The organism is Tractidigestivibacter sp. (assembly GCF_057241865.1).
Genome location: NZ_DBHHPX010000018.1, coordinates 39,914 through 51,018 on the forward strand (window position 1 = coordinate 39,914; position 11,105 = coordinate 51,018).

Annotated in this window: 11 protein-coding genes and 1 pseudogene; 5 read left to right on the top strand and 7 right to left on the bottom strand. The window is 63.5% G+C overall.

What is annotated here, in order from left to right; genetic code table 11:
* Positions 1 to 68: 68 nt before the first annotated feature.
* The 7 genes from ACO59D_RS07400 to ACO59D_RS07430 all read right to left on the bottom strand — a co-directional run bounded on the left by ACO59D_RS07400 (position 69) and on the right by ACO59D_RS07430 (position 7,873).
* Entirely contained in the window at positions 69 to 1,166 is a 1,098-nt protein-coding gene (locus ACO59D_RS07400; RefSeq protein ID WP_485126443.1) for an ABC transporter permease, read from the bottom strand.
* Between the two features lie 2 nt (positions 1,167 to 1,168).
* Positions 1,169 to 2,725, bottom strand: a complete 1,557-nt coding sequence (locus ACO59D_RS07405; RefSeq protein WP_485126444.1) for a sugar ABC transporter ATP-binding protein — start codon at positions 2,723 to 2,725, stop codon at positions 1,169 to 1,171.
* A 35-nt stretch (positions 2,726 to 2,760) separates the two neighbouring features.
* The gene (locus ACO59D_RS07410) at positions 2,761 to 3,441 is read right to left on the bottom strand and encodes a DUF2291 domain-containing protein (RefSeq protein ID WP_485126445.1); all 681 of its coding nucleotides are present in this window, start codon (positions 3,439 to 3,441) and stop codon (positions 2,761 to 2,763) included.
* A gap of 131 nt (positions 3,442 to 3,572) precedes the next feature.
* On the bottom strand, positions 3,573 to 4,601 hold the full coding sequence (locus tag ACO59D_RS07415; protein ID WP_130812425.1) for a D-ribose ABC transporter substrate-binding protein: 1,029 nt from the start codon (positions 4,599 to 4,601) through the stop codon (positions 3,573 to 3,575).
* A 78-nt stretch (positions 4,602 to 4,679) separates the two neighbouring features.
* Positions 4,680 to 5,624: a transketolase family protein gene (locus ACO59D_RS07420; RefSeq protein WP_485126446.1), complete on the bottom strand. Its 945-nt coding sequence runs from the start codon at positions 5,622 to 5,624 to the stop codon at positions 4,680 to 4,682.
* On the bottom strand, positions 5,617 to 6,465 hold the full coding sequence (locus ACO59D_RS07425; RefSeq protein WP_485126447.1) for a transketolase: 849 nt from the start codon (positions 6,463 to 6,465) through the stop codon (positions 5,617 to 5,619). The genes ACO59D_RS07420 and ACO59D_RS07425 overlap by 8 nt, the downstream gene beginning before the upstream one ends.
* Positions 6,458 to 7,873 carry an L-fucose/L-arabinose isomerase family protein gene (locus ACO59D_RS07430; RefSeq protein WP_485126448.1) on the bottom strand — a complete coding sequence of 472 codons (1,416 nt, stop codon included), beginning with the start codon at positions 7,871 to 7,873 and terminating at the stop codon, positions 6,458 to 6,460. The genes ACO59D_RS07425 and ACO59D_RS07430 overlap by 8 nt, the downstream gene beginning before the upstream one ends.
* A 167-nt stretch (positions 7,874 to 8,040) precedes the next feature.
* On the opposite strand from ACO59D_RS07430, the gene ACO59D_RS07435 reads away from it, so the two are divergent.
* The 5 genes and pseudogenes from ACO59D_RS07435 to ACO59D_RS07455 all read left to right on the top strand — a co-directional run bounded on the left by ACO59D_RS07435 (position 8,041) and on the right by ACO59D_RS07455 (position 10,941).
* On the top strand, positions 8,041 to 9,087 hold the full coding sequence (locus ACO59D_RS07435; RefSeq protein WP_485126449.1) for a substrate-binding domain-containing protein: 1,047 nt from the start codon (positions 8,041 to 8,043) through the stop codon (positions 9,085 to 9,087).
* A gap of 152 nt (positions 9,088 to 9,239) precedes the next feature.
* A complete protein-coding gene (locus ACO59D_RS07440; RefSeq protein ID WP_165443661.1) occupies positions 9,240 to 9,482 on the top strand; it encodes a lipoate--protein ligase family protein in 243 nt (80 codons plus the stop codon).
* A gap of 25 nt (positions 9,483 to 9,507) precedes the next feature.
* Positions 9,508 to 9,774, top strand: coding sequence for a lipoate--protein ligase family protein (locus tag ACO59D_RS07445; RefSeq protein ID WP_485126454.1), 267 nt, complete (start codon positions 9,508 to 9,510; stop codon positions 9,772 to 9,774).
* Between the two features lie 216 nt (positions 9,775 to 9,990).
* Positions 9,991 to 10,356, top strand: a pseudogene (locus ACO59D_RS07450) (lipoate protein ligase C-terminal domain-containing protein); the annotation flags it as partial.
* Between the two features lie 66 nt (positions 10,357 to 10,422).
* Positions 10,423 to 10,941 carry a PTS sugar transporter subunit IIA gene (locus ACO59D_RS07455; protein WP_485126450.1) on the top strand — a complete coding sequence of 173 codons (519 nt, stop codon included), beginning with the start codon at positions 10,423 to 10,425 and terminating at the stop codon, positions 10,939 to 10,941.
* The last annotated feature ends 164 nt before the right edge of the window (positions 10,942 to 11,105 follow it).

The following is an 11,105-nucleotide window of genomic DNA, read 5'->3' on the forward strand; positions in this document are numbered from 1 at the left end:
ACATGCGGGCCATGACGCCGCCCGGAGCTCGCATGCCCCCTAGGACATGGCGGCATGATGTCTGGTGGCTATGCCGATGTGGGTCCGACGGCCCCATCGTCACCCGCGTCGCCCTTGCCCTCGTTGCGCGCCTGCAGGGCCATGCGCGCCTGAAGGTTGCGCTGGACCTGGTCGATGACGACGGCAATGATGATCACGATGCCACGTATGACCTGCTGCCAGAACTCCGTGACGCCACACATGGCCATACCATCGTTGATGACGCCGATGACGAAGGCACCCTCGACGGTGCCAAGGATGGTTCCTACGCCACCCGCCATGGAGGTACCACCCAGGACGGACGCCGCGATGGCGTTCATCTCCCAAGAGGTGCCGGTAGAGGGGTTGGCGCCCATGAGCTGCGAGGTGGTGATGATGCCGACCATGGCGGCGCAGAAGCCCGAGATGGCATAGACGATGATGAGGTTGCGGTCGACCTTGATGCCCGAAAGGCGCGCCGCGTTCTGGTTGCCACCGATTGCCAGCACGTGCCAGCCAAAGGCCGTCTTCTTGAGCACGATGCCCGCAATGACGGCAAAGATCGCAAAGATGATGACGCCCATGGGGATGCCCAGGACGCTCGAGGCAAAGAAGCCGTATCCCGTGTTGCCGAGCCCGACATGTCCCGAGATGCTGGAGAACGTCGCCCCATTGGAGCGGATGTTGGCGAAGCCCCGCCAGACGTACATGGTGCCCAGCGTGGCGATGAAGGGGGCGACGCCCAGCTTCGTGATGACGAGACCGTTCAGCATCCCCAGCACGACACCCATGAGCAGGGTGAGCAGCACCACAACGGGCACGCTGAAGTAGATTGTCACACCCGCAAAGGTGAGGGTCAGACCCTCCTGTACGAAGCCCGCCGAGACCATGCCGGCGAGGCCGACCACCGCTCCCACCGAGAGGTCAATGCCCCCCGTGATGATGACGAACGTCATGCCAATGGCGAGGATGCCATAGAGTGCCACGTGCTTGGCCACGGAGAGGAGCGACCCTGCCGTGAAGAAGTTGGGAGTGGCAAGGCTGAAGAAGATCATGAGAACGACCAGCACGATGAGGGTTCGGCCGTTCAGCAGCACCATCAGCAGGTTGTTGGTACCCCCCGAGGCCTTCTTAGTTTCAGCTGCCATGTCTAGTTCTCCTTCTCTGCCTTCACAGCATGGTGTCCCTTGTAGGAAGCGAGCGCCAGCGCATCCTTGTCAATGTGGCCCCCCGCGAACTCGCCCGTGAGCCTGCCGTTCGAGAGGACGAGAATGCGGTCGGAAATGGCTATGATCTCCTCGAGCTCAGAGGAGATGACGATGATCGAGAGCCCCTGCCTGGCATACTTGTCAATTATCTCGTAGACCTCGGTCTTGGCCCCGATGTCGATGCCGCGGGACGGCTCGTCCATGAGCAGGATCTGTGGCTCGGTGAGCAGCCCCTTGGCGATGACGACCTTTTGCTGATTGCCGCCCGAGAGCGACAGGATCGGCAGGTGCTTGTCGGCGACCTTGATGTGGATGTCCCGGATCTCCTCGTCGACCCTCCTGCCCTCCGTGACGGAGTCGATGAGCGGCCCCTTCCGGTAGCGCTTGAGTGCCGCAAGGGACACGTTCTTCTCGATGTCCAAGGTCTGGACCAGGCCGCCCCCCTGGCGATCCTCCGGGATGAGCGAGATGCCCGCGTCGATCATCTGCGAGACGCTACCGATGGTGATGGGCCTACCGTTGAGCCTGATCGTTCCCGTGTGCTCGGGACGCAGCCCCATGATGCACTCGAACACCTCGGTGCGTCCGGCGCCCAAAAGGCCGTAAATGCCCAGCACCTCGCCCTTCCTGAGGTCGAAGCTCACGTGGTCGACGAGGTACCCCCCGCCAGGCTTGGGCAGGCAGAGGTCGCTGACCTCGAGGACCTTGGGTTGCGCGTCCCAATCGACGACGCGGTCACGCTTGGGGTACTGCTTCTCGCCACCGGTCATCTTCTGGACGATCCAGCTGATGCTGATGTCCTTGACGTCAGCGTCGTCCACATACCTGCCGTCGCGCAGGATGGTGACGTGATCGCCGATCTCCATGACCTCCTCGAGACGATGGGAGATGTAGACGATGGAGAGGCCGCCAGCCGTGAGGCCGCGCATGATCTTGAAGAGGACCTGCACCTCTTGCTGCGACAGTGACGAGGTGGGCTCGTCCATGATGAGCACCTGGAGATCGTCATCGACCAGCTCGCGGGCAATCTCTATCATCTGCTGCTGGCCGACGCGGAGGCTGCCGACCCTAGTGGTGGGGTCCATGGGATGCTCCAGGAGGTCAAGGACCTTCTTGGACGCATTCATGTGGTAGGCGTCATCAAGGCTGAGACCCCGCTTATGCTCCCTGTTCATGAAGATGTTCTGGTACACGTTGAGATTGGGAAAGAGACTGAGCTCCTGATGGATGATGCCGATGCCGTGGCGGCGGGCCTCGGTCGTGTCCTTGAAGCTCACCTCGGCATCGCCAATGTACAGGGCGCCCGATGACGGCTGCTCGATGCCGGCAATCATCTTCATCAGCGTGGACTTGCCGGCGCCATTTTCGCCAATCAGGACATTGACCTTACCTTTGAGCAGGTCGAACGAGACGTTGTCGAGCGCCTTGGTACCGGGGTACACCTTTGAAATCCGATCGGCATGCAGGAACACATCATCCGGACAGCTATAGCCTGACATACGTACGCACTTCCTTCCCAAGCGTCCGTGGACCCCTACTCGACTACCATCTCGATAGGAGTGATGGTGATCTTGCTCATTGTCGCCGAGTTGGCCGTGAAGGCGCCCACGAAGGTGACCCTCCTGCCCTTGATGGTGGCTATGTCGGCAGGGTCGATGACCTCGGACTGAGCCTTGTCGTTGAGGCCCTTGGAGACCTGTGACCACTCGGTCGTGTCCCTGTAATCGTTGAGGTTGATGCTGCTGAGGTAGTCACGCAACGACGTGTCCGATATGACGGGGCCGACGTTGATGTCGACCTCGGTGGGCCCATCGTAGCCTTCGAGCATGATGGTGATGTAGCCCTTGGAGGATGCCCCCGAATCGGCTGCCTTCGCGATGACATCGGTGACGGTGCCGGTCCCCTTGACCGCATAGACCACGGCATTGCCGGCTGCGCTCGAGGAGGTGGAGAGGCTCTTGCCTGCGAACTGGCTCGCCGTGTCATCGGCGACCAAGCTGCTCGCGCTCAGCAGCCCGTTGAGGTCCTGTGCGTTGCCACCAATCTCGGACTGCACGTTCTCGCTCCACAGGGTGTCGATGTCGCTCGCGGCATCAAAGGTGGACTCACCCGTGTACGTGCCCTCCTGGCCAATGGGCACTACCGTACACCCAAAGAGGGCAAGCGAGCCCACCAGAAATGCGCTCACCATGACCGGGAGCATGCTCCTTCTCATCTTTCTCTCCTTCTCCTGCCGACACGCCGCATCGCCGGGACGAGCCACCGTGCGCGGTTCCGTGGCGATGGGACCGCGGACGGAGCCCGTCCCCACCGCTTACCTGCCTGAGGGACGCCGCAGACGTCGCGCTACTCCGTGTAGACGAAGCCGTCGAGCTTGTCGGCATTGTCCTTGGTGATGACGATGCAGGGGATGAGTTGCTTCTCATCCTTGCCCATCGTACCCTCCTTGAGGTATGCGTCGGCCTCCTGGACGGCGGTACGGGCGATGACGTCGAACTGCTGGAGCGCGGTGGCCGTGGCCTTGCCCTGCTTGATGAGGTCACGCACCTCATCGGACCCATCGACACCGACGACGGGGATGCTCATGCCCGCGGAGTCGAGGGCCGCGCAGACGCCCTGGACCATGGTGTCGTTGCCGGATATGACGCCGTTGATGTCGCTGCCATAGGTCTGGATGAGGGCCTCCATCTTGTTGTAGGCCTCATCCTTCTCCCAGTTGGCCGTCTGGGCATCGAGCATCCTCATGTCCGGATACTGGTCGATGACGGCATGGAACGCGTCGGAGCGCACATGGGCGTTGGTGTCGGAATCCTTGCCCTTGAGCTCGACGTAGTTGCCCCTCTCGCCCATGGCGTCCACGAAGGCCTGGGCCACGTCCGAGGCGCCCTGGTTGTTGTCGGCGATGATCTGGGCGATGGCATCGCCCGTCGAGGAGATCTCACGGTCGATCAGGAAGGTGGGGATGCCCGCCTCCGCCGCCTTCTGGACGGCTGCGACCGTCGCATCGGCACCGGCGTTGTCACAGATGATGGCGGCCGCCTTGTCGGCGATGGCGGAATCGAAGAGCTCGGACTGCTTGTTGAGGTCGTCATCGTGGGAGTTTGCCTTGACCTCATAGCCCAGCTTCTGCGCCTCGTCGGTGGCACCGTCGGCCTCGGCCTTGAAGGCGGGGTTGGAGACGGAGGGCGTGATGACATAGATGATGTTGGAGCCGCCTCCCTTCAGTACCTCCCGCTCGCCACCGGAGCCGGAGCTTGCAGGCTGGGAGGTGTCCGATGAGCCACCCCCACACGCGGTAAGCAGTGCGGCAAGGCCGAGGCCTGCGCCCATGACACCGGAGACCCTACAGAAGTCGCGCCTCGAAATGTCTTTCATGATTGCTCCTCCCCTGAACTCGTTGTACAGGCAGGCCATCCCTGCCTCACACCCCACCAAGAGCCTGGATGCCAGGCACTAGCCCCCCTTGACGAGGAGCTCCCGCGCGCGCGTGGCGATTCCATGCGCATCCAGGTTGTACTGCGCGAAGACCTCCCATGAGGTACCCGTGATGACCGGTGCGTCGGGAAGTGCCATCGTGACGCAGGGCCTCGGGCACTCCTCGCCCACCACCTGAGCTACCATCGAGCCCAGGCCACCGAAGGGCGCATGCTCCTCCACGCTCACGACCACCTTGGCATCCCGCGCATACGTGATGATGGCCTCGCGGTCGAGGGGCTTGACGCAGTACATGTCGAGCACGGTGGCGCTCACGCCATCCGCAGCCAAGAGATCGGCCGCCACAACCGCAGGTCGGACCATCTCACCGCAGGCCACAAGCAGCACATCGGTGCCCTCGCGAACCACCGTGGCCCGATCCATCTGGAAGGGGCAGGAGTCCTCGGCATAGACGTCCTCGACGGGATTGCGGCCCACGCGGATGTAGGCTGGGTGCTCGTCCTCGAGCAGGGCGTCGAAGAGCCGTGCCGTCTGGAAGCGGTCGCTCGGGAGGTACACGCGCATGTTGGGGATGGCGCTCATGGCGGCGATGTCCTGGGTGGAGTGGTGGCTCATGCCCAGGGCACCATAGCTCACGCCCCCCGAGATGCCAATGAGCTTGACGTTGGTGTCGGAGTAGGCACAGTCAACCTTGGCCTGCTCGTAGGAGCGGGTGCTCACGAAGGAGGCGGGGCTGGCGGCATAGGGCTTCTTGCCGCACGCAGCGAGGCCCGCGGCGATGCCCACGAGGTCCTGCTCGGCAATGCCCACCTCGACAGACTGCTCCGGATACCGCTCGAAGAAGGGCGTGAGCGAGGCCGACCCGCGGGAATCGGAACAGAGCACCACAACGTCCTTGTCGGTGGCTGCGTGCCTCATGAGCACGTCACAAATTACCTTGCGGTTGGGCACGGTGTTAGGCATGACGCTCAGCCTCCCTTCGGGCCTTGAAATCAGCGGATATGTGGGCATACTCCTCGGCGCTGGGCAGCTTGTGGTGCCAGTCGGCCTTGTCCTCCATCACGGGACTCCCGTAGCCCTTGGTGGTGTTCGCGATGATGACGGTCGGCTTGCCCTTGGCCTTCTGAGCCAGGGTGAAAGCGGCGTCGAGGGCGGTGAGGTCGTTGCCGGGAATGGAGATCACATTCCACCCGAAGGCGGCCCAACGTTCCTGTTGGGGGTCCTGCCGCATGACGTCCTCAGTGGAGCCAGAGATCTGCAGACGGTTGCGATCGACCAGGGCACACAGGTTGTCGAGGGCATAGCTGCCGCCGCTCATGGCCCCCTCCCACACGGAACCCTCGGCCAGCTCGCCGTCACCAAGGAACACATACGTGCGATAGGAGCGGCCGTCCATCCGAGCGGCAAGCGCCATACCCACGGCAACCGGCAGCCCATGGCCCAGCGATCCAGAGTTCATCTCGATGCCTGGCAGCTTGTTGTTGGGGTGACCGATATAGGGCGAGCCGAACGTGGAGAAGCGGGCCTTGACGTCCTCGAGGTCAAGGAAGCCACGGTTGCAGAGGACCGCATAGTAGGCCTCCATTGCATGGCCCTTGGAGAGGATGAAGCGATCGCGATTGGGATCGTCCATCGTCTCGGGCGTGATGTTGAGGTGATTGGCGTAGAGCACCAGCAGCGCATCCATGATGGACATGTCACCGCCGATGTGGCCGCCGCCACCCGCCATGATGATGTCCACACAGTCCTGGCGCAGCTCCCAGCGCAGGCGTTCCAGCTCGGCAATGTCCGCCACCCTACTCACCCCTCAGGTATGCCTTGACGTCTTCCTCGATCGGGTCGTACAGGTCGGGTGTGATGCCCAGGTACTTGCAGGCCTCGTACAGCACCGGCACGACGTCATCGTGGATGCCCACGCAGTGATGGATGTAGGGCCCTTCGACGATCTTGGCCTCAAGGCGCTTGATGTTGTCCACCCTCACCCACAGGTAGGTGCCCATGCCCTTGGGGCCGTCGATGCCCTCGGCGTTGCCTAGCAGCAGGGAGTATACGCCGTTGTCGCCATCGAAGCGCGCCAGCGTGAGGTTGCCGTGCCTGGCCTCGGCCGTGAGGGCGCCGTTGTAATCGAACGCCAGGGGAACGGTGATCGTGGGCCTCTCCCTAGCGACGCTGCAGGGCCACGGCCCACAGTGCTGCAGGAGTTCGCCATTGGGCTCGTCGGGGTGACGGATGGTCCAGTCAGCGAAGAAGGAGCGCTTGCGGCCCATGTCAGCAGCCTCGACCATCAGGCTGGTGATGGCACCGTGCACATCGGTCTCGCAGGTGATGGGCGTGCCCTCCTCGTTGAGGATGGAGTTTGCCGCACAGGGCATGATGCCCAGCTCATGCTGGAGCTCGTTCCAGCACTGGATGCAGCCGGCCGTGCAGTGGTAGCTCTTGAGGAGACGACGGATGGCGACGGCCATGGCGGCCACGGTCTGAGCCTGCTCGCTGCTGCAGTCGCGGTCGAAGTGCTCCCCCATCCACGCGAGCTGGGCCTCGACGTCAGAGCTGCCGTCACCCGTGACCTCGCCTGTGGCCTGCCGCACGCCACGCGCGAGCTCGCCGAGGGGCACAGGCACGCACTCGATATTGAACCGTTCCAGCAGCTCGCCCTCGTTGCACATGGTGGAGTAGAACTCGTAGGGCCTGGGACCTATCTGCAGGATGCGGGCGGCCCGGAAGGCCCTCACCACGTTGCAGACGGCAAGGAAGTCGCGCAGGCCTCGCTCGAAGACGGGGTCATCCACCCGGCAGTTGGTCAGGTAGGTGAAGGGCACCTGGAAGCGGCGAAGCACCTTGCCCGTGGCGAAGAGGCCGCACTGGGTGTCACGCAGGCGCACGCCGTTGGGCTCAGGCCGCTCGTCAAGCGGGCCCCACAGGAGGACGGGCTTTCCGAGGTCCTTGGCAAGGCGCGCGCAGATGAACTCGGTGCCGAAGTTGCAGTGCGGGAGGAACAGGCCGTCAACCCCCGCGGCGCGGAACTTCTCCAGCACCCTGATGCGGTCATCCTCGTCGAAGAGGAGTCCCTCATCATTGATGTCGTCGATGTCCACGAACTCAACGTTTAGCTCGGTCAGCCTGTCCGCGATGATCGTGCGATACCGTCTGGCGTCCGGAGCGGAGAAGATGCTCCTGCGGGTAGGCGCATATCCGATGCGAATGGTGTCCATGCCTCTCCCTGACCCTTCCGACTGAATCGGCACGATATCGTATGCTTGCATTCATGGTATGCTCTTTGAACGATTAGTAAATAAGTGAAAAATATTTACTAAATATTTAGTACTAAACTATAGGTGCCGCCGGGAGTTGGCCGCCGTATCTCGACGAAGGGAAGCGCATGTCCGGCACAGCAAGGGTGACATCACGGGATGTGGCACGCGAGGCAGGCGTCTCCCCTGCGACCGTCTCGCTCGTACTGAGAAACAAGCCAGGCGTCGGGGCACAGACACGCGAGCGCGTCCTCCGGATTGCGAAGGAGATGGGGCTCGAGCGCGCGTCGGGGGGAGCTCATCGCAAGACGAGCACCCTCCTGTTCATCATCTATAAGCAGCACGGAAAGGTGGTGCGGGAGACGCCCTTCTTCGAGGCCCTCATCAAGGGCGCCTCGGATGCCACATACCGCAACGGCTACCACCGCCTCTCCATCTCATACTTCTATGAGCATGAGCATGCCTCGGAGCAGCTCAAGGCGCTGCAATCCATCAAGTGCGCAGGCATACTGCTGCTTGCGACCGAGATGCGCGCACGCGAGGTATCGCAGTTCGAGCGCCTTGGCGTGCCCATCGTCCTTTTGGACAGCTGGTTTCCCACCAAGAACCTCGACTCCGTCGTCATCGACAACAGCCGTGGTGCCTGGGAGGCCGTGCGGTACCTTCACGGTATGGGGCACACCGACATCGGCTACCTCCACTCGAAGGTGGACATCCGCAATTTTCTCGAGCGCCAGCAGGGATTCCTCTCCGCCATGGGAGACATAGGGCGCTCCTCGGATCCCGCCCAGAACACCATCGTGCGCGTGGGCCCGACGATGGATGCCGCCTGCATGGATATGCTTGCCTACCTTGACACCAGCCCCAAGCTGCCCACGGCGTTCTTCGCCGATAACGACCTCATTGCATCGGGCTGCATCCGCGCCCTCCAGGACCATGGCATCCGCGTGCCCGAAGACGTATCGGTCATGGGGTTTGATAACATCTACACAAGCAGCTTCTTCAACCCTCCCCTCACGACGATGGGGGTTCCAAAGGAATGCATGGGGGCGACGGCGGTACAGCGCCTCTCGAACATCATCAAGGGCAAGACCGATGGCAACACGGTACGCATCTCAATGAACCTCGAACTCGTGGAGCGCCTGAGCGTGGCGCGCCTGCAGAAGGCCGACTAGCCACGCCAGGGTCCCGCCCCACAACGTGCGCGGGTCTGCGGGGAACAGGTGCCACCCACGCACGGGCGTCTCGCGAAGCGCTCGACCACCCCTCGACGGACCCCGCCTGCGGACCCGAAGGGGGATGCAACGACCAGGAGAGGGGAGCTGCCATGACCGGCATCGTCGGATACCTCGAAACGGGATCCGTGGACCCAAACTTCAACCTGGCGTTTGAGGAGCACGTCCTCCTGAGCCGCCGCGATGCCACCTACCTGATGCCCTGGCAGAACGACAACACCATCGTCCTGGAACAGAACCAGGGCGCGGAGGCAGAGATCGGCCAACGCTTCGTCCGCGAGCACGACACCGGGATCGCCCGTCACACGACGGGTAGCGGCGCCAGTCTACCATGACCTCGGAAACCTCAACTACCCGTTCATAGCCGATGCGGGGGACGCGAGCCACCTGATGCTGGAGCGCTTCGCCCTGCCCAGCGTCGATGCCCTGTGCGGGCTGGACCTCGACACATGCGCCTCCGGGTGCAACGACATCATCGTCGATGGGAGAAAGGTGTCGGGAACGGCGCAGCGGTTGGCTAGGGGAAGGGCCCTCCATCATGGGACGCTTCTTTTCGACTCGGATTCGTCCCTCATCGCCGGCGTCTTGGGGGTGGACCCCCAGAAGTTCCGCGCAAAGCGCGCCTAGTCCGTCCGAGGCAGGATCGGCAACATCCATGCGTGCCTGGCGCGGAAGGGCTGCGACATAGCCCTCCCCGAACTCTGTGCTTATGTGAGACATGCCCTGGCGGGGGGCGGCCTCGTGCCCGACGAGCTGGACGATGGGGAGCTGGACCTGGTCCGTCGCCTGAAGGCCGAGAAGTACGACACCTGGGAATAGGTCTTTGGACGCTCCCCAGTCTATGGCCTGCGCAACAGGAGCTGGCAGAACGGCGGCGAGCTGGAGGTGCAGGCCTCCATCACACGGGAGCGGATTGGCGACATCCGGTTCTTCGACGACTTCCTCTCCCTGGTGCCCCTTGGGACGCTGACGGACGAACTCGTCGGCTGCCCCTACCGGAGGGATACCGTTCGCGAGGTCCTGGAGCGGCATGCAATCGGGGGGGCCTGTTTGGCGGCATCACGATGGAGAAGGTCCTGGCGACGTTCTTTCCCGCGTAGGGAGGCCGCTGGGCGCGCCTGCGAGCCGACGCTTCCGACCGCTCTCAGGGGGACAGATGGCCCCATCCGGCCACCCGTTCCCTGCGCTCCCCCGGCGCTCATCGTCTAGACTGGGGGACAGGTCGTTCCACCAAGGAGAAACGCTATCCCCAGTCACAGGAAGAAGGAGGGGCACATGGGTCTGTTCGACAGGTTCAGGAAGCCGGCGAAGCCCGAGGCGCTTGCCGTGAGCGCGCAGCCGGGGGAGGTCCTCTGCCCGGTGGATGGCACGGTCGTGCCGCTCGCGCAGGTAAGCGACGTCGTGTTCAGCAGCGGTGCCATGGGCAAGGGCTGTGGCATCGAGCCCACGGGCTCGGTCGTCTACGCGCCCGTCTCGGGCACGCTGAGCGCCATCGGGTCGCCAAACTTCCACGCGCTCGGCATCGTGGATGACAGCGGAGCCGAGGTGCTCATCCACGTGGGCGTTGACACCGTAGAGATGCACGGCGACGGCTTCAAGGTCTTTAGCACCAAGGGCGCCCACGTCGCGGCCGGCGAGCCCCTGCTGAGCTTCGACAAGGCCAAGATCGCCGCCGCAGGCCACGACACCGTGGTCATCATGGCGCTCACCAACACCGATGACCTCGCCTCCGTGGAGCTTGTGCACGAGGGCGCGGCGCAGGCGGGCGAGAAGGTCGTGGCCTACCAGAAGTAGGCTGACGACCGACGTTCAGGCCAGCGTGAGCCGCTGGCAGGGCCACCAGGGAGGGGTGGGCCGGCCCCCCCATCCGGCCGCCCCACCTCGGGCCCACCCCCCCCCCCCTGTGGGCGGCCGCGCCCGGGTACGACACCGGGGCAGCGAACGCCAGGAGAGACACC

Excerpts from the sequence above, each read along its gene's own strand:
- ACO59D_RS07410 (WP_485126445.1), bottom strand. The coding sequence starts at position 3,441 with ATGAGAAGGAGCATGCTCCCGGTCATGGTGAGCGCATTTCTGGTGGGC.
- ACO59D_RS07400 (WP_485126443.1), bottom strand. The coding sequence starts at position 1,166 with ATGGCAGCTGAAACTAAGAAGGCCTCGGGGGGTACCAACAACCTGCTG.
- ACO59D_RS07440 (WP_165443661.1), top strand. The coding sequence starts at position 9,240 with ATGACCGGCATCGTCGGATACCTCGAAACGGGATCCGTGGACCCAAAC.
- ACO59D_RS07405 (WP_485126444.1), bottom strand. The coding sequence starts at position 2,725 with ATGTCAGGCTATAGCTGTCCGGATGATGTGTTCCTGCATGCCGATCGG.
- ACO59D_RS07435 (WP_485126449.1), top strand. The coding sequence starts at position 8,041 with ATGTCCGGCACAGCAAGGGTGACATCACGGGATGTGGCACGCGAGGCA.
- ACO59D_RS07415 (WP_130812425.1), bottom strand. The coding sequence starts at position 4,601 with ATGAAAGACATTTCGAGGCGCGACTTCTGTAGGGTCTCCGGTGTCATG.
- ACO59D_RS07455 (WP_485126450.1), top strand. The coding sequence starts at position 10,423 with ATGGGTCTGTTCGACAGGTTCAGGAAGCCGGCGAAGCCCGAGGCGCTT.
- ACO59D_RS07420 (WP_485126446.1), bottom strand. The coding sequence starts at position 5,624 with ATGCCTAACACCGTGCCCAACCGCAAGGTAATTTGTGACGTGCTCATG.
- ACO59D_RS07430 (WP_485126448.1), bottom strand. The coding sequence starts at position 7,873 with ATGGACACCATTCGCATCGGATATGCGCCTACCCGCAGGAGCATCTTC.